General features: G+C 70.3%; 16 protein-coding genes. 6 read left to right on the forward strand and 10 right to left on the reverse strand.

Annotated features, from left to right (window positions below; genetic code table 11):
• Positions 1-22 precede the first annotated feature (22 nt).
• From ACFVS6_RS16480 to mobF, 6 genes are all read left to right on the forward strand, one after another.
• Positions 23-424, forward strand: a complete 402-nt coding sequence (locus ACFVS6_RS16480) for a DUF6181 family protein (protein WP_389704391.1) — start codon at positions 23-25, stop codon at positions 422-424.
• Complete coding sequence (locus ACFVS6_RS16485) at positions 421-1026, forward strand: DUF6349 family protein (protein WP_389704393.1); 606 nt, start codon at positions 421-423, stop codon at positions 1024-1026. The genes ACFVS6_RS16480 and ACFVS6_RS16485 overlap by 4 nt, the downstream gene beginning before the upstream one ends.
• Before the next feature lie 202 nt (positions 1027-1228).
• Positions 1229-1507 (forward strand): DUF6211 family protein, encoded by a 279-nt coding sequence (locus ACFVS6_RS16490; protein ID WP_389704395.1) that lies wholly within the window; start codon positions 1229-1231, stop codon positions 1505-1507.
• A gap of 38 nt (positions 1508-1545) precedes the next feature.
• Positions 1546-2202, forward strand: coding sequence for a hypothetical protein (locus tag ACFVS6_RS16495; RefSeq protein ID WP_389704397.1), 657 nt, complete (start codon positions 1546-1548; stop codon positions 2200-2202).
• 2 nt (positions 2203-2204) lie between these two features.
• Positions 2205-2378 (forward strand): hypothetical protein, encoded by a 174-nt coding sequence (locus tag ACFVS6_RS16500; RefSeq protein WP_389704398.1) that lies wholly within the window; start codon positions 2205-2207, stop codon positions 2376-2378.
• Between the two features lie 534 nt (positions 2379-2912).
• On the forward strand, positions 2913-7355 hold the full coding sequence (gene mobF / locus ACFVS6_RS16505) for a MobF family relaxase (RefSeq protein ID WP_389704399.1): 4443 nt from the start codon (positions 2913-2915) through the stop codon (positions 7353-7355).
• Positions 7356-7374: 19 nt separating this feature from the next.
• On the opposite strand, the gene ACFVS6_RS16510 is transcribed toward mobF, so the two are convergent.
• The 10 genes from ACFVS6_RS16510 to ACFVS6_RS16555 all read right to left on the reverse strand — a co-directional run bounded on the left by ACFVS6_RS16510 (position 7375) and on the right by ACFVS6_RS16555 (position 18221).
• Positions 7375-7782: a hypothetical protein gene (locus ACFVS6_RS16510; protein ID WP_389704401.1), complete on the reverse strand. Its 408-nt coding sequence runs from the start codon at positions 7780-7782 to the stop codon at positions 7375-7377.
• Between the two features lie 392 nt (positions 7783-8174).
• Complete coding sequence (locus ACFVS6_RS16515; RefSeq protein WP_389704403.1) at positions 8175-9122, reverse strand: thiopeptide-type bacteriocin biosynthesis protein; 948 nt, start codon at positions 9120-9122, stop codon at positions 8175-8177.
• 11 nt (positions 9123-9133) lie between these two features.
• On the reverse strand, positions 9134-10279 hold the full coding sequence (locus ACFVS6_RS16520) for a lanthionine synthetase C family protein (protein ID WP_389704405.1): 1146 nt from the start codon (positions 10277-10279) through the stop codon (positions 9134-9136).
• A complete protein-coding gene (locus ACFVS6_RS16525) occupies positions 10276-13218 on the reverse strand; it encodes a lantibiotic dehydratase (RefSeq protein ID WP_389704407.1) in 2943 nt (980 codons plus the stop codon). The genes ACFVS6_RS16520 and ACFVS6_RS16525 overlap by 4 nt, the downstream gene beginning before the upstream one ends.
• Positions 13219-13393: 175 nt before the next feature.
• Positions 13394-13585 carry an FxLD family lanthipeptide gene (locus tag ACFVS6_RS16530; RefSeq protein WP_389704408.1) on the reverse strand — a complete coding sequence of 64 codons (192 nt, stop codon included), beginning with the start codon at positions 13583-13585 and terminating at the stop codon, positions 13394-13396.
• 76 nt (positions 13586-13661) lie between these two features.
• Positions 13662-14876 (reverse strand): methyltransferase, FxLD system, encoded by a 1215-nt coding sequence (gene fxlM / locus ACFVS6_RS16535; RefSeq protein WP_389704410.1) that lies wholly within the window; start codon positions 14874-14876, stop codon positions 13662-13664.
• A 212-nt stretch (positions 14877-15088) separates the two neighbouring features.
• The gene (locus tag ACFVS6_RS16540; protein WP_389704411.1) at positions 15089-15304 is read right to left on the reverse strand and encodes a DUF5999 family protein; all 216 of its coding nucleotides are present in this window, start codon (positions 15302-15304) and stop codon (positions 15089-15091) included.
• On the reverse strand, positions 15301-15693 hold the full coding sequence (locus ACFVS6_RS16545) for a roadblock/LC7 domain-containing protein (RefSeq protein WP_389704413.1): 393 nt from the start codon (positions 15691-15693) through the stop codon (positions 15301-15303). The genes ACFVS6_RS16540 and ACFVS6_RS16545 overlap by 4 nt, the downstream gene beginning before the upstream one ends.
• A 651-nt stretch (positions 15694-16344) precedes the next feature.
• The gene (locus ACFVS6_RS16550) at positions 16345-17022 is read right to left on the reverse strand and encodes an HAD-IA family hydrolase (RefSeq protein WP_389704414.1); all 678 of its coding nucleotides are present in this window, start codon (positions 17020-17022) and stop codon (positions 16345-16347) included.
• Positions 17019-18221: a helix-turn-helix transcriptional regulator gene (locus ACFVS6_RS16555; protein WP_389704416.1), complete on the reverse strand. Its 1203-nt coding sequence runs from the start codon at positions 18219-18221 to the stop codon at positions 17019-17021. Before ACFVS6_RS16555 ends, ACFVS6_RS16550 begins: the two co-directional genes overlap by 4 nt.
• Positions 18222-18226 lie beyond the last annotated feature (5 nt).

An 18226-nucleotide genomic window follows, 5' to 3' on the forward strand; every position in this document is an offset into this window, starting at 1 on the left:
CGACACCCCGAGAGCCACCACGATGGACCAGACGACCACCCACCGCAGCACCACCGGGGCACCCGGCCGACGAGGCGCCGCCACCCCGAGCAAGGACGGCGTCCACCGGATCGGCGTACCCCTCCAGCCCAGACTCAGCGCCACCGAGCTGATCCGCGTACTCCTCGCCGCCCCCGCGGAGACCGACCTCCACATCCTCGACCCCATACAGGTCCGCGCGCTCATCGCCGACGTGCTCACCCTGCACGGCTACGAGGTACTCGATCGGTCGCCGTACGACCCCGGCCGCAGCCGCCACCAGGACGCCCGCCGGGCGATCCGCCGCGCCTACGGCCAGCGCTTCCAGGGCTCCCCAGCAGAGCAGGCCGTACTCGCCGACCCCCTGCGCGAAGTGCTCGCCGCCACCCCGGACGGTCGGCCGTGACCACGACCGTCACCGAGCCGGCCGGGGCCCGGGCACGGCAGACGCACTACTGGCGGGTGCGCAACGGGCGGACGCCGGAACCCACGGACAGCACCCCGCGGACGTGGCACATCCGCCCCGGCCACCCCGGCGGCGAGTACAGCGACCTCGGCCACGATCCCGTCCCGCCCGAGCACCACGTCCCCACCCTGCTCACCCGCAGCCGGCGAACCGGCCGCCGGGAATCGGAGGAGTTCCGGGGCGGGTGTCTGACCTGCGACTGGGAAGGCCCCGTCCACCCGGGCGACGGGTACGGCGACGGCGACAACCCAGCAGTCGAGGACGCCCACGATCACGCCTTCCCCGGCTGGCGCGAGCTACCGCCCGTCACCTCCGTCGAGGACCGGTGGGCACTCCCGCGCGACCGGGGGCGATGGACACGGCTGATCTCCCGCTACCCGCCCGGGTGGCTGGACCAGGGCGCCCCGCTGGTCGCATGGCGCCGCCACCGCCGTGAACCGCATGCACCCCCGCACGACGGACGCCCCCGCTACGAACTCCGCATCGCCCGGCCCCCGGCCACCCGACCCACGGGCACCGTCAATCAGGAAGCCCTCTTCTGATGAACGCCGCGCTCCGGGCCAGAGCCCCGCCACCCAGGCGCAAAGATGGTTCAATTACACCGCCGTCGGCGGAGCGGGCAACCTCCGCCCCGGTGGGTGCCGAACCGGCACCCACAGCACCAGGACAACAAAGGACGGCCAGCACACAAGGGCAACAAGGTGCTGGCCGTCCGGGTGTTCTCTCACCAGAAAGAACCACACCATGCTATGCGATCGGCACGCCGACTGTCCCCAGCCCGGCGACACCGTCCAGCTCAAGAGCGGTAACAGCATCGGTGCCAAGGCCACCGACAGCTACGTCCTCGTTGACGACTTCCCCCGTACCGGTCGGCACCTAGTGCTCAACCTACCCGCGGGCCACCCCGCCCACGACGACTGGGCCGCCGCCGTCCCGCTGGAGGAGATCGCCACCCTCACCCGGCTCGAACCCGCCGGCAGCCGCACCTGGACGCCCGTCCCGGATCCGGACGAGCCCCGGTGACTCCGCCGAACGACCACGACCATGAACAGGAGGCGACCGTGGCCAATACCGGCCGCACGCTCCACTCCCGCGCAGACCTGCGCAAGGTCCACGGCCTCAGCGCCGCCACCCTCCAGAACCTCTGGACCGACCGGAAGAACAACGGCCACCCGCCCGTGGCGGAGACGATCGACGGCGTCATGCACTGGGACGGCGACGTCTGGCCGAAGTGGCACCACGAGCTTCAGCGCCAGCGTGCCGCCGCGAACACCACGAACGCCCCGAAGCTCGACGGCGACCCGGAGGAGGAGGTGGGCCCGGCCGAAGCGGCGAAGGTCTGCGGGTTCACCGACTCCGCCACCGTGTCCCACTACGTCAAGAACCCGCCCGAAGGCTGGCCCGAGCCGGACGGCTGGGACGAGCTGCCGACCCGCCGACGGCCGAAGTGGAAGCGCTGGCGCCTTTGGCAGTACCTCGCCGACCGCAAGGGCCGGGGCCACGCCGGCGGACGCCCCACCGGCCCCCGCGCCCGGGTCGCCTACCCCTATCAGGGGGACGAAAGACTCACCCTCGCCCGCCAGGCAATCGCCGCCAACCCCACGGCGACGAACGCCGAGCTGATCCCCCAGCTCCTGGAGCAGACGGAGAAGACCTACTCCCGGCCGACCTGGAACAACATCCTCAAGTCGGCCCGCGAGCACCCCGAGGAGGGCTGACCTTGCCCGACCCCCGCTGTCCCCGCTGCGGCGGCCCGCTCGGTGAACGGCCGGCACGCTCCCGGCTGACCACCGACCGGGACGTCCTGATCTGCACGACGTGCGGCACCGACGAGGCCGTACGCCAATCCCAGCGCCAGGCACCCGTACCGCCCGGCGAGTGGCCGCTGAGGTAGTCCACCAGCACCCAGACGTCACCCGGTGGCACCGGAAGGTCCCCCGCTCCAGCTGTCGGAGCGGGGGACCTTCCCGTATCCCCGGGCAGTTACCGCCCGTGTGAGTCCGGCTCCGCCCGCGGAGCCGCCGTCTTCGCCTCGGCCCCGGACCGACCAACGCGCGGCCGAAGGCACCAGACCGGCCCCGCGCCCCGCCGGCCGAGGCCGCCAAGAGCCGCACACCGAGCCCGAACCCGCGAAACACCGCCCGCCGCCAGGCCCCGGAACGTCCTCTCGCTCACTCACCCTGCCGAGCATGGAGCCCTACCCCCCACGGCCCTCCCCGAGGTAACAGTCCGACAGCGCACCGGACCGGATCGAGCCCGATCCGCAGCAGCGATCAGGCCCCCGCGAGTGCCCGACCTTCCCCAAGCTGATCATGATCTTGAATTTTGAGGACCAAGGTATCGTCGCTCCGCGACGATACAATCAGCCAAGACGACCGGATCTGGCCGGAAGAGAGCGGGGGTGAGCGGGCCGATGGCGTGGGTGACCATGATCGGCCCCTCTGACGAGCAGATCGAATACCGCCTCACCGGCGGCCACGGCTGCGGGAAGTCCACCACTGTCGACGCCGCGCCCCTCATCGCCGCCATCGAGGCGAAGGCCGAGGAAGCCGGGACCACCGTCGCCGCCCTGCTCGGCACCACCGAGGCCAAGAAGACGTTCTTCCGCACCCGCACCCAGCTGCGCAACGGCAAGCCCGCACGGCTCACCGGGTTCGACGCCGTCGAAGTCGCCACCGCGGCCGGACTCAACGCCAGCGACCTGTACGGCGCACAGGCCCTTCCCCGCCCGACCGCCGACGGACAGGTGGACTACCACCTCGACGCCAGCGAGCGCCCCCTGGTCTGGATCGGCGGCGGCCTCAACGAATTCGGCATCACCCCCGGCAGCATCCTCGACCCCGCCCAGTTCCAGGCCGCCCGACGGCTCATGCACGGCGAGGACCCGAACACCGGCAAGACCCTGGTGGAACCCAAACTCGCCATCGCTCCGGCCGCGAAGCTCTCCGCCGCCCCGCTGGTCCGCGCCATCCGCCGCACCGCCGCCGAACGCGGCGTCACCCCTGCCAGCCTGCTCGACTCCAAGGCCAAGCGTGACGACTTCCGCCGGATGGAGAACCAGCTCCAGCGGTTCGGCGAATCACACCGTGTCCCGGCCTCCACCCTGCTCAAGCTCGCCGGGGCCGTAGGTGTCGATGCCGTCACCCTGTATGGCGAAGACGCCTTGCAGAAGGCCATGGCCGCCGAGGGGGGCGGCCACCTCGACGCCCGCGCGCTCCTGCGCGCCGTCGAGGCCCGCGCCACCGAGACCGGGCAGGACCCTGCCGACCTGTTCACCACCGCGACCATGAAGCGCCGGTACGGCCAGACCGCGGGCGAAGGCCGCCGCCGCCTCCGCGACCTGCCCATGGACGTCCGCGAAGCCATCGCCATGGCCAAGGCCGCCGGACTCGATCCCGAAGAGGTCTGGGACGCAGAGGAGATCAGGGCTGCCCTCCTCGAAGGGCGGGTGCAGGTCGGCCGGTTCGGCGCGGACGTCACTCTCGACCTCGCCAAGTCCAAGTCCGCGTTCCTCGCCTACGCCCCCGCGGAGATCGCCGCCCAGGTCGAGGGCATCTACACCGCCGCCGGCCGCGAGTCCATCAGCGCCCTGGAGCGGTGGACCGCCTACGCCATGCGCGGGCGGCACGGTGATGGCGCCGAGGCGGAGACCATGTCCACCAGCGGCTTCTCCGGCTGGATGATGGTGCACCGCGCCGCCCGGCCCGTGAACGGCGCCCCGTACGGTGACCCGCACTTCCACCTTCACTTCACCCTCGCCAACATGGTCAAGGGCGCCGACGGCCAGTGGTCCACCGTGGCCGGCGGCGGCCGTGACCTGCACCGGCACGCCCGCGCCACCCAGGCCCTCATGAACGCCCGCATCCGCCGCGAGCTCACCGACACCTTCGGCATCAGCTTCCGCCGGGAGGAACGGACCGGGGCATGGGAGATCGCCGCGATCCCCGAAGCCACCATCCGCCTGTTCAGCAAGCGAGACAGCCAGGTGCGTGAGCTGCTGAGCAAGCTGGGCATCGACTACGACAGCGCCACCACCAGGGAGCGCACCGCCGCGTCCTCCGTGTCCAAGGCCGCGAAGAACGGCGAAGCCGCCGGGGTCGAGGACGACGTCCTGCGCGCCTACTGGCAGGCAGAAGGCCGGGCGGCCGGTGATGACCCCGACGCCATCGCGTCCAGCGCCATGCAGCAGGAACAGACAGGCCAGAACCCCGGCCTCGACCAGCTGTGCGCCCAGGTCTTCGACCCCAAGACCGGCCTGACCAGCCACAGCAAGGACTTCACGCACGCCGCCGCCATTGCCGCGGTCTTGGACGCCCTCCCGTACGGCGTGGCGGACGCAGAGGAAGCCGAACAGCTCACCACCGCCGTCCTGCGGCACGCCGGGTACGCGGTCAAGCTGAATCCGAAGGGCGCCCAGCACTTCACCCACGCCGACCGGTACACCACGGCCGACGTGGTCGCCGCCGAAGCGCTCATCGCCACCGAGGCCACCAACCGCCTCAACGAGCAGGCAGCCGTCGTCAGCCGCGACACCGTCGCCATGACACTGTCGGCCGTCGAGGCACAGCACGGCGGAGGGTTCGAGTTTTCCACCGAACAGCGCGCCGTCTTCGAACGGCTGCTGACCGCCGGCCACGGCATCGACGCCGTCGAAGGCGTCGCCGGAGCGGGCAAGACAACGATCATGAACACCGCGCGGCAGGCGTGGGAGGCCAACGGACTCGTCATCGCCGGAGCCAGTACCGCCGCCGTCGCCGCCGCGAACTTGAAGGCAGAGGCGGGCATCACCTCCCGCACCCTCGCCTCATGGCTCACCGGCATCCGCACCGGCGGCCCCGGCCTCAACGGCGTTGATGTGCTTGTCGTGGACGAAGCCGCGATGTGCGATGACCGCGACATCGCCGAACTGCTGGCCCACGCCGCGATGACCGGCACGAAGATCGTCGCCGTCGGCGACCCTAAGCAACTGCACTCGCCGGGCATCGGCGGCAGCTTCGCCGCCATTCACAAGATCGTGGGCGGACTCAGCCTTACCGAGAACTTTCGGCAGCGGGACACGCAGGAGCGTCGGGCCCTCGCACTGTGGCGCGACGACAACCGCACGGACGCGCTCCGCACCTTCGCCGGAACCGGCCGCGTGCACGCCTTCGCGGACAAGGACGAGACCCTCGCCGCGATGCTCACCGTCTGGGCCGACAAACGAGGCGCACACACCGACGACCACACCGCCGTGCAGCAGCTCCTCATGCTCGCCTCCACCAACGAGGTCGTGGAGGAACTCAACCTCGGCGCCCGCGCCATTCGCCGGGCCAGCGGCGCCCTCACCGGCCCCGACCACCTCTTCGCGCTGGCGGGCGGCGGCGAACTGGCACTGTCCGTCGGCGACCAGGTCCTCCTCCGCGCCAACGACTACCGCAGCAGGCGAACCCGGGGCGAGAGCGAAGACGTCCTCAACGGCTTCCGCGCACTCGTACGCGCGGTGGACGAGGACCGCCGAGTCCTGGTCGAGTGGCGCGCGAAGACCGAGGACGGCGGCCACCGCGACGCCGCCGAATGGGTCGACGCCGACTACATCGCCCAAGGCGGCCTCAGCCTCGGCTACGCCATCACCGGCCACAAGAGCCAGGGCCTCAGCGTCGAGGAAGCCCTTGTCTACGGCCCCGGCGCACAGGCCAACGCGCTGTACACGATGATGAGCCGGGACAAGAAGGAGGCCCACCTCTTCCTGCCGCTGTCCGTTTACGAAACCGAGGTCGACCGTGCCCGCGCGGGCACGGCGACCACTGAGCAGGAACAGCTGGACCGCGCCGTCGCAGGCCTCATCCGAGAGATCGAGACCGGCACCGAGGAACGCATGATCCTCACCGAACTCCCGCCGGCCGCTGTCCCCGCCCACGTCCGGCACATCGTCCCCGACCTGCCGACCCCCCACGCCCCCGGCACCGGTGATACCGCCGAACAGGACGACATCGAGGAGACCACACCGAAGCACGGACCGCGACGCACGACCGCCACCCCCAACCGGGTCTCGGCGGCTCCCGCAGTCCCGGAGCCCCGGCCCGCGTCCGGCAACCGCCCGTACGCCCACCTCAGCAACGAGGCCCTGCGCGACGCCGCGCGCAAGGCCGCCACCGCCGCCCGCGCCACCGCCAAGGCCGCCGAGAAGGCGGAGACCACCGCGGACCGCGCCGAGCAGCACGCGACCACCGGAACGGGCCCCAACGTGCTCGCGCTCAGCAGTCGGCACCAGGACCTCGCCGAGCGCGCCGTAGCGATCCGCACTGTGCGCACGCTGGAAGAGGCCATCGCGCGGCACACCGCCCTACGGGACGACGCACACGCCCGCATCAGCGGGATCGAGGAGAAGCTGACCGCCACCGGACGGTTCGGTCGCCTGGCACTGCGCGGAGACCAGCGGACCGCCGCCGAGGCAAAATGCCAGGACCTCGTAGAGACCCGACAGGCAGCCGAACACGAGCTGGAGAACGCGAAGGAAAAGCTGCGCGAAGTCGCACACCAGGCCGGGCCCGCCGGTGAGTACGAAGCCGTGCTCACCGAAGCCGACCTGTCGCCGGACAAGAAGAACGCCCTGCGGCGACGCGCCCAGGACAAGGACACCGAAGCGGCCAAGTCCCTCCGCATCGAGGCGACCCGCGCACGCCGTACCGCGCGGACCGCAGACGGCCGAGAAGCCGGCCTCCGAGCCGAACTGACCCTCCGGGCCGACCGCAGCCGACAGCCCGCCGAACCGGCAGAAGCAGCAGCACCGACGCCGGCGCGCCCTGAATCCCCGTACAGCAACCGGACCACAACGGACTACCCGAACAACAGCATCCCGCCGGACCCGGCGCAGGACGCACTGCCCGTCTAGAGCAGCTGGAGCGGGCCCACTAGGTCGAGACGAAGGCCGCGTTGTCGGGCAGCTGTTCGCGGAACGCTGCCGGGATGGTGCCCATCAGCCAGAGCGAGGGCGCCACGTGCACCGTGCCCGTCGGATCATCCAGGAGCTGGAACCGGAGCCCCGACCTCCCCATGTGGCCGATCTCGGGCGGGAGGCCCTGTTCCTCGGTCCACGTCAGGTAGTGGCGACCAGCGACACGTAGCACGCGTCGGCCGTCGGGGTCGCGGTCTCCGAGCATCGCGTACCCCAGGCACGTCAGCCACCAGTCGCACGAGCTGCACACCCTGTACGCGGCCATCCGCGCGCCGACACCACGGATCTGCTGGTTGGTCCCCGTGTTCGGACAGAGCTTGCACTGGAACTCAACGTACCCCTGGCGTGCGGGCGGTCGTCTCATGTGCCGACCCCACGCCAGACGTGCTTGCACTGCACGCCTCGCTCGACATCCTGAACCGTGGGCCTCCGAGAGGCCCCGCAGTCGATGCAGGTACTCGGCCACGGCATTGAGCGGGCGCCGGGGTATGGCACGTCCGGCTCGTAGCCGGCGTCGCGCATCAGCTCCTCGTACTCGTGCTCCTCATCCTGGATCGGCGCAGGTGCACGCGGCAGCGTCAATTCCTGCGACTGAGCGTCTACGTAAGCGGGGGTGTGGCCCCCGAAGATCAGTCCGAGGCTCACCCATCGCTTCGGCTGCGGAGAAGTGGTCACAGCAAATCCCGTTCTGTCCGTTCTGATCAGATGACTAATGAGAAGCGCGCCGTGGGGCCAGTCGAGGAAGCGCCCTGCGGCTCAGCGTCCGAGGACTGCTTCCCGGGCTGCGCGGGACCAGATGGACTGCTGGCGGAGCGTGAAGCCCATCCGGTTCCAGTGGAAGAGGACGTGACGCGCGAGGATTCCGCGCATCCCAAGGTGGAGTTGCCCGGCTGCCGCTGCCTGCTCCAGCGCCCGCCCGTTGGCCTCCAAGCCGCTGATCCACGGCTGGACGCGAGCGAGCGCTTCGGATGCGAGGAGGGGTTGAGCGTCCGCGAGGAGGAGCCGGCTCATGGGCTCAACCATTCCGCTGACCTGCTCGGAGGCGATGTCGTCGGCGAGCGGACGCCGTGCTTCGACCAGTCCCCAGACGTCGCCCTGTTCACCGAACTCCAGGCCCGCAGCGCGCATCATCATGGTCATGGCCAGAAGGGAAACTGCTTTGGCGTCCAGCCCTGCCTGCTGGTCACCCGCTGCTGCCTGGTAGTTGATCACGCCGATGCTGTCGACGCGGAACAGTTCGTGCGCGAGGACCATCCCTTCCGGGCCACCGAAGGCGGTGACCTCAGGTTCGTACGGAGCGGGGCTCCACTCTGCGGTCACGTTCCAGGAGACGGAGCTGTCGAGCGCCTCGGCGACGTGGCGCACGGCATCCTCGGCGGTGGTGCCCAGAGCGGGGAGGTAGCGCAGCCGCCAGTGAGGGTGCTTGCGAACGAACCACCAGCTACCGACGGGCCCGGTGCCAAGGGCTGGCAGGAGGTAGGCGCGGAAGATCTGGTGGCCGGCCGGGTAGTCGGTGAAGCGGATGTTCGCCTGCTGCCAGCCGGACGGTTCGGCGTCGAGCGCCGCCCGCCCGGCGTCCTGGTAGCGCTCGATGGCCTCGGACAGGAGCGTGGGCTTCATGTCCGCGGTTCGGGCGGTGTCTGCGACGGACGCCCCGCCGAGAACGGCCAGGATCGCGTCCTCAAGACGGTCTGTGCGGCGCACGGCCGGACTCCTCACGTCAGCAGGAGGCAGGCGTCCCACTGCCCCAGGGGGGTGGCGCCGACTTCTGCGTCCTGGAAGGCGAGGGCGGCTCCCGCCTTGCCGACCAGGAGACCGTTCTCATCGGGGGCCGGAGCGAGCGTGAACCGTCCGATGAGGAAGTTGAACCGGTGGCTGTAGTCGGCCGGGGTATCGGCGTCTTCCGCAACGCGATGGACCACCCGTAGGACACCACCGAAGCCGTGGCAGAGCCCACGGTCGGCGATAAGGCCGCTCTGGTGAGGGTCGGCGAGGCAGTACAGCAGGGCGCGCTCGGCCATCCGTTTACGGTCTGCATCCTCAAGCACAATGGCCGCGAGCTGTTGTGCACGAGCAATTCCGGGGGTGCCGTAGCACCAGCCCGGGGCTGCTGCATGCCCAGGAGCGGCGCCACGGTGGCTGATCCACCGGGGCCAGCGAAGTCCGTGAGCATCGGTCTGGCGGACTTGGTCGAGCCACCGGCAGATGCGTTGGATGGCCGCTTCGTGTCCGTCCACGGTGACACCAGCGCGAAGCGCCAGGGAGAGGAGCGCGAGCGGTCCCGTGATGCCATGTGCCAGCCCGGCGTTGGCGTGGCCGCCCGGCGTGGCGGTCTTGTCGCTGGCAGGGGCGTGGCCGACCCACCAGCCAGGGAGGGGCCCGTTCGTCGCGTCCGCGAGGGGCTCGCTCAGGCGGATCAGATACTCCAGGACGCCCTTCATCTCAGGGCCGTGGGGTTGTCGCCGCAGCAGCAGGGCCCCGATGCCGGTCAGACCGCGGAAAAGGTCGTACTCCGCGAACGAGGGGCGTCGGCCGGCGTCGATCCGGGCGTGTGCGGCGGACAGCCGCTGGCGGGTGTGCTCGGCCACGATTCCGTCGAGGGTATGCAGGGCGCCCGCGTACCGGTCGGTGCCGTCGGCGGCGAGGTGCAGGACGAAGGCCATCGCGGGGGCACCGAGGAACAGGTTCGCCTCCGGGCCGTCGGCCAGGGGGCCGATCCCGGCGAGGGTGCGGTGGACGTCTCGCCACTCTCCGGTGCCCCGCCGGGCCCGTTCGATCTGGAGCATGGCGGTTCCGAGTGAGCCGTGGGCGAGCGACTGGCGGGGAAAGGTGTCGGCTGCGGCCGTCGTCGTGGTCGTCATGCCACAGCTCCTTCCGGGCGCTGGGCACTGGCCAGGGCTATGGCTATGGCTCTGGCCATCCGGCGACAGGTCGCCTCTGCGGCGCTGTCGATTCCGGCGACCCGGTTGTGGTGCATGTGGAGGAGGGAGGGCAGCACGCTCTCCGGGCTGCTGCCTGCCAGCGTCCGGCGGTAGCGGTCCAGGGCTTCGCCGCGTGCATCCCAGGCGGCGATCACCGCCTCCCCGCCGTCCAGGGCGGCCAGGCCGTTTTGTCCGGCCGGGTCCGAAAGGCGTAGCGCGAGGGCTTGCAGGTCGTGCGGGACGGCTGCGCCGTCGCTGCGCAGAAGGTGCTGGAGCAGCCAGGTGCAGCCGGCCTCGCGGGAGCCGAGGAAGGTGGAGGCGATGTTGACGAAGGACGCGGCGGTGACGGCGGGCCGGACTGCGGCCGGCACCCTCAGCGCCAGCTGACTGATGGCTGCTGTCGAGTCCGCGACGAAGTAGTCCTCCGCCCCCTCCAGCGCCAGGCCGGTGCCGTAGCGGCCGGTCTCGGGGTGGTCGGTGTCCCACTGCATCCGCTGGATCAGACCCTCTCGCCGGAGGTCGGCCGCCCAGCTGGCGACGGATTCCGCCGCAGTGCCGAACGCTCCGGGTTCCGGCAGGCGCAACCGGAGGCGGAGGTGCGCGTCAGGGTCGGCGTAGCGGATGAACCAGGTCGCAGGAGGCATGTCCCACCCCTCGTTCAGGAGGCGGGGCAAATGTGCCGTCAGCACTTCGGGCAGGCGAGCCGTGCTCCCGTAGAGCTTCATGTAAGCCCAGCGCGAGGTCCCAGGCATGCGGACCGGGGCATTGTTGGTGGAGGAGCGGACCGCAGGTGTGGGAGTGGGCTTCTGATCGGAGGCGAGCGTCACGGCGACCTCGTGAGCGCGTCCGATCCAGCCGTAGGCCCGTTCTTCTGGAGCTTCGCGCAGGACGGCCGAGTCCTGTCGTCGGAGTTCGGCCCGAAGGATCTCCTGATGGACCGGCTCGTCAAGGTCGAGGCGCAATCGCTGGTCGGTGACACCGACGAACACCGTGCGCGGTACACCGTAGGCACAACGCCAGTTGAAGAAGCGCTCCATCCAGTCGTCCCCGTCGCCCAGGTCCCTCAGCCGCAGGCGCCACTGGGCCTCGGAGAGGATGGTGCGGCCTACGCGGATCTCAGGCAGGAAGGGCAGTCGGCTGGCCGCGCCCCAGAAGAACGGGATCAGGACGGCGGTGTGAGAGCGGGCCAGCTCGCAGACGAACCGGATCATCGGGTGGGTGCCGCTCGACAGCTCGACGGCGTTCATCACCGTCGGCTCGATGACGCGCCCGGTGGACATCGACAGGAGGTAGAAGCGGTTGGAGTCCGCGACGACGCCGAGGTCATCGAGGTCCAGGGTGGCACCGGGGTTGTGCTCACCCACCGCCACCAGCTCGGACGCGATGACGGGCGAGCGGCTCACGTTGTTGACCGGGACCTTGAGCGGCGGGCCGGAGACCTGCCCCCGGACGGCACCTTCGGTCAGCGTGGGCAGAGCGGCGTACACGGCGGCCACCCGATCGAGGTCCGCTCGTTCGAGCGTGGGCAGGAACCGCCCGGTCGTGATGCCAGCCGCGAGGGAGAGCCCGACGGTGGAGAGCGTGAAGCGGCCTTCGTCCAGCGCCTGCCGGGACTCCGCCAGCACGGTGAAGACGAACTCGGCGTGTGCGGGGACCTGAGTCGGCGTTCCGACTGAAAGCGCCTCGATGTCCTCGTCAGTGAGGACGATCTCCCGGCGAGAGGTCAGAGCAGCGTGCTGGGCCATGGCCAGGAGATGCTCGTCGCGGGGCGTCGTCGCCAGGACGGGCCGGGGCAGGACGGTGCCGCGGTAGCTCACGGGGAAGCCGAGGCCGGTGTCGGGATCGGTGAGTTCTCGCACCGGGACGACCGTGCCCATGCTGTACCGCTCCAGAAACCGCGTGAGGTAGTCACGCCAGGCCGGGGACCCGTTCGGATAGGGCGTGATGCGGGCGGCGATGTCCAGTGCCCGGGCCGCCTGCTCGGCGACCTGGTGCGGGAGGACGATGTCGCAGTCCGGTCGCAGGTTCACCGCGAGGTTCCCGTTCCCTACGCGGGTGAGACGGTTCATCGCCGCCACCGCCACTTCTCGGAGGCCGGGCTGCTCATCAGGGTGTGCACGGTCGTGCTGGTGGAGCATGCGGTGGATGCCGCGCAGTTCCTCCGCTTTCACCTGGATCACGGGGCCCGAGGCCCCGGCGCGCTGGGCCGCGTCCAACTGGGCCACCAGGTGGCCAAGGGCGTCGTCAACGGTCATCGGGGCGTGAAGGTTCGTGAGGAGGACCCGGTGGGCGACCAGGCTGCGCACCATGTCCTCGATCACGTACACGGAGGTGTCGGGGTAGTCGGCTTGGAGCGTCGCCACGATGTCACCGAAGGGGGTGGGCGACTGCGCCAACGAGAGCGCCAGATCCGAGGCCCGGGTGCGGCGAAGGGTGGTCTCGGTCGGCCCCTTCTCACCGGGCTGATGGGCAACCGCGATGTGCCGGCCGCGAGCGGTGTACGTCGGGTCGCTGACAACGTGCAGGTGCCGCAGCACGTCCAGGTCCTGTTCCAGGGAGGTGATCACGGAGTGGAGCCACGTCGCATCGGCCCTAGCGAAGGTGGTGTGCTCCGTTCCCCAGCGCACGGCGCTGGACTCGCCGAAGCGCAGGGGGGCTGGGCCGGCAAAGGTTCCGAACGGGGTCGCTCGGTACTGCATCCGCAGGAGGTATCGGTTGAGCGAGAGGGAGGCTCGGCGCATGCGCGAGGGCCGTACGTCGCCGCGAAGGGCCCGGCGGATGGTGGCGGCGAGCACCGGCGCGGCGAGCTCGATGGCGCTGGCACGGGGCTTGTCGCTCCAGACCAGCTCGATCCACCGGCGGCAGTTCTCCGCATCCACGACGGGATCAGAGACGGCGGCCGGGCACGGCGCCAGCGAAGCCGACAGCGGAAACGCCGATGCTCTAATCATGCTCGCGTCAACGACTCGGTACATGGCCGTTCCTCCTTCGCGGGTGTGGTGCCCGGCGTGGGCGGACCGACAGGCGGTCCGCCCACGCCTTGTGGGGACTGGATCAGCCGATGCAGGTGCTGTTCGAGCACGCGGACTGGCAGGTGGCCCCGCAGCCGTCGCCGGTGTCGTTCAGCAGCGAGCTGGCCACGGGCAGGGCCGAGATCGTCTCGATGTTCAGATCGAAGTCGGACCCGGAGTCCGCCGTGAACGGCGTCGCGGTCTGCGGCAGGGCCGAGGTGTTCTGCTGTGCCATGGTTCGTCTCCTCGGTGGGGAGGGATCAGTGGACTGTGCGCACGTGCTGGTGGAGCCACCTGGCGACGACGGAAGGTCAGGGCCAGGAGATGGTGACCCGCGTGTGCAGCCGGTCGATGACCCGGCCCGCGGGAAGCTGGTCGTCGGGCGTGCCCGCCGGGAAGACCTCGATGTGCGCGCGGTCGTCGCGATGGCCGTCGTTCCACGCCTGGATCTCCTCGACCAGGCGCTCAGCGACCTTCTCGCCGTTCGGCCCGTGACCGATGGCGCCGAGCTCGTAGCGGTCCTCCTGGTCGGTGGGACGCGAGCGGCGGTAGGCGAAGCTGTCGCCGTCCACGAGCGTCGGCGTTCCGACGGGGGAGGCGACGGCCACGACACCGCGCTGCCTGGCCCCGATCTTGGCCGCCATGAGGGGCAGGTTGTCGAGGGCGGTCGTCAGCCAGAGGTCGAGGTGTTCCATCGACTCCTCGCCGCCGACGGTGACGCCGGACCACGCCTCCACCCGCGGAGAGCGCAGCGCGGAACGCAGCGCTTCGGTGTCGGGCTCGGGGTGCCCGTCGAGTCGGAGAGCGACCTCGGCGCCTTCCTCGTCGTGGAGGACGGCGAGACGCATCCGGTTCTCGCCCACGCCGCGGATCGGGACGAAGCCGCACTGCTCGAACCCGTCGCTGACGAGCTGGTTGCCGTCGCGGACGAACGCGACCGTGCGCGTCATGCTGCGCATCCGCAGCGGTACCACGAGCCGGCCGCCGTCCTTGAGCTGCGCGGTCCAGGCGGGCGCGATGTCCGCGGACTGCACGGTGACCACGATGCGGTCGAAGGGACCGTGCTCGGGTGCGCCGTGTTCGCCGTCTCCGGTGAGGACGATGATGTTCTTGTAGCCGGTGCTGGTGATGAACCGCTCCGCCCGAGCGGTGACATCGGCGTCGATGTCCATGGTGACGACTCGGCCGGTGGGGCCGGTCATCTCCGCGAGGTAGGCGGCGTTCGGACCACCGGACCCGATCTCCAGCACCGTCATTCCCGGCTGAATGTCGGCCTGCTCGATCTGCATGGCTTGAATCCGGGGCGCCGACACCGAGCTGATGTCCACGCCGTTCTCGTCGGTCTTGGTGATGGTGGCGGTCTCCACCTCGTACGTCTTGGCCGCGTCCACTTCCGGGGTAGCCAGGTGCCGGGGAACGGCACGGAACGCGGCGACGACACGCGGGCCGCGGGCGGCCCCGACCTCAATGAGTCTCTGGACCATGGTGTCGCGCAGCTGCTGATCCGTGGTGGGGACGTCGTTCATGCAGGTTCTCCTCTTCGGCGAGTTTGCGCCGGGCATGGTCGAGTGGGTTGGTGGACCGGCACGGAGTGCGAAGACTCGCGAGTCAGGGACGAGGCGACCGCCCGCGCCGGGGTGATTAACCGCCCGACGGCTCGGCCCGTAACATCCGGACCGCCGGGCGGTCGCCTATATGGGGCGCGACAGACGGTCCGATGCCACGACCCCGGAGCAGGTCATACGGCGCTTCCTGCCGAAGTCACCAGCGGCCGGCTCGGCGCGATAACGGTTCCGTCCGGCAGCAGTTCGCCGGTGTCGTCGAAGATCAGCACCTGGTTGCACAGCAGGCTCCAGCCCTGCTCGGGATGGTGTGCGATCGGCACCGCAGCGTCCCGGTCAGGGGCAGCGGCCGGCGGGCACGGCGGCTTGTGCCAGCACGGCTCGACAGTCACGCCGCCACCGACGCGGGGAGGCCCTGATCCGCGATCTCGATCATCCGACCCACGATCGCGCCAAGGTCCGCGTCCTTCGCACCGACCACGGCGAGCATCGAGTGATCGGGGGCACCCACCAGGATGAGCGTCTGGCCGTGCCGGTCCTCCACCACGCTGTGCCCCCACGGGTATCCACCGGAGGTGAGGTCACCGGCGATGTCGAGGCTCCTGCCGCTCACGGAACCCAGTGCCGCCATCAGGGCCGCCCACTTGTCCGCTTCGTCACGAGCGACCCCGGGCGAGGTACCCGCAACGAGGCCCTCGGGACTGACATGGATGGCCGCGACGGCACCGGTGGTTCCGGTCACCAGATCGCGGAGGAAGGGCGGCTGCGGATGTGGCTGCACGATTTGCTCCTTGGCCAGATGGCGGAGTGGAGGAAGGAACGGCTGGACGCTGGGGCGGCCTTCACAGGCCCGGGTCGCTCCCAGACTTCGATCGCGTGACGCCTGCGCCGGATGCACGCCGCGCCCCCGGGCGGCGCCCCGTGGGCAGCTGCTCAGTCACGGACCGTCCGTAAAGGGACTGACCGGGGGTGTCGAGCGCTCCGGCCGTGAGGAACCAGCCCAGCGCACCGACGCCCGCCGCCAGGCGCTCCCACGCCTCGGTGCTGTCGGCCACCATCGAACGAGTCCACGTGACTACTCCCCGCGCTGTGCCCTTCGTGAGGGCTTCTCGCACGGCCAGCCAGCCCACCCGGTCCTCCAACGAGGGCGCCTGCCCCGTGTCGGTGAAGACCGCGGACACCACCCACTCGCGGGACTCTGCAAACTGCCGGCAGCGGGTCTCCAGCATGGCGTCCGGGTCTCCACCCGGTGAGGCAAGGTAGATCGCGACCGGGACACGGCCCGGCGATCGAGGTACGTCCGAGGGCATGACACCACTGTCACAGCAGCGTCGCCCTGAGTGAACCTGCGGCCCGTACGACTTCGGAATATCGCCTGAGGGCGAAGTCGTATGGGCCGTACGAGTTCACGCGTTCCAGCCGCCTGGCAACGTCAGCGGGACACTGCCGTGCTCGGCTCCACCGGGTCTAGGTCCAGCAGCCTGGCAACCCGAGATGCGGTTCCGGGCCCGTCGGCGAACACGGCCGTGATGCCCAGCGCCTCGGCGGGCGCCAGGTTCGGCCGGTGGTCGTCCACGAACACGCACTCGGAGCCGGCCAGCCCCATCCTCTCCAGTGTCCGCCGGTAGATCTCGGGGGCAGGCTTAGCCACGCCCTCGACTCCGCTGATGACCCGTACGTCGAACAGGTCCCAGATTCCCGTCTTCTCGTACGGGTTGTACGGGGCGACGCCGTACGAGTTGGACAGCAGGGCGACGACGATCCCGGCGGAGCGGGCACGCTGCGTCAGCTCCACCATCTCCGCCTCAGCGCGCACCTCGCCGTGGGCCCGTCCCATCAGGTTGTCGCCGGAGACGCCCATGAGCGCCGCAGTCCGACGGTTCCACTCGACCTGCTCCATGCGGCCCAGCTCCAACTCCACGTACAGCGCTCGGCCTGCGGGATCGTCTTCCAACGTGCGCCGCCAGGTGTCGGCCGGCAGGCCCTCGCTGGCACACCACGCCCGCGAGGACTGCCCGATTGGAGTGGTCATCACTCCCGCGAAGTCGAGTATCAGGCCGCGGTAGGACAACGGGCTCTCCCAGGCTGAGGATTCGGACCAGCGACTCACCGGATGGTCGGCGAGGTCCCCAGGATCTCAGACAGCTTCCGAATCCGGGCGTTCCCGGCTCGACCGGCCCGCTGGATGATCACCCCGGGGATGGCCTGATGTTTGGCCCACTCAGGGTGCGCCGAACAGACCTCCAGCAGCGTATCCAGAGACGTCTCCCACTGGCGGGCATCGGCCTGCGCGAGCGCGATGTCCAGCTGCATCCTGCTATGCGCGGCCTGAGTCAGCCCCGACGGATCGAAGCGCCGGGAGAGGTCGATCGCCTTGCCGGTGTTGCCGAGGGTGACGTTGATACCCACGGCTTGGGCCCCCGCGTAGGACGGCCCGAACTGCATCCCGTTCCCGAAGACGTCCCGCCCGAGCCGCGCAGCCACCGCGTGTGCCTGTGAAAGCAGGTCTGCGGAGCGGTCGCCGTCGCCGAGCCGGGACGCCGCGACGGCCGCGAAGATGATGTTCTTTCCGTATGCGGCCAGCAGCCCGGTGCCCTGCTCGGAGAACCTCGGCTCAGCGCGGGCCGCCGCAGCCTCGGCCTCCCGCAACGCCTGCTCGACTCGTGCGTCCCGCAGGAGCACCCGCGCCCGTGCGGACCCCAACATCGACATCCTTACCGGGTCGGCCGCCAGCTCCGCGTACCGGAGAGCGTGGCCGACCGAGGCATAGGCCAGATCCCTCGCGCCGAGGAAGTTGGAGATCAAGCCCGCCGCTCGGTAGGCGTCCGACAATAAGCCGTTGGCGACCGCCTCTTGACCGGTCGGCACCGCTTGAGCGAACAGCGCCACCGAGCGCAGGAACGGGGCAACCAGCGAGCCGGCCTCGGCGTACGCCCCGCGCCAGTAGACCCGCCACATCCGGTCAGCGGCCTCGGCGAGATCCGCCTGACCGGGGGCCGCCCCCTCAGCGGGATCTGCCAGCACGCCCGCCGCCGTGTCGTGGACTGTCCGCGAAAGCTCCCGGAGCATGGAGCGATCGTCGCGCCCCATCCCGCGCCGTGGCGCCTGCTGTCCCAGGATCACCGACACATCGGAGTGCAGGGCCTCCGCGAGACGAAGCAGCGTCGGCAACGAGACGTTCTTGTCCTGCTCGGCCTTTTGGATCGTGTGCTTCGACAGCCCGGACCGTTCAGCCAAGTCGCTCTGGGTCTCCTTTCCCCTGAGCATCTTGATCCGCTCGCCCGTCGTGAAGTCTTGCCACTGACTCACTGGTC

It is taken from the genome of Streptomyces sp. NPDC057939 (assembly GCF_042887545.1).
Classification (GTDB): domain Bacteria; phylum Actinomycetota; class Actinomycetes; order Streptomycetales; family Streptomycetaceae; genus Streptomyces.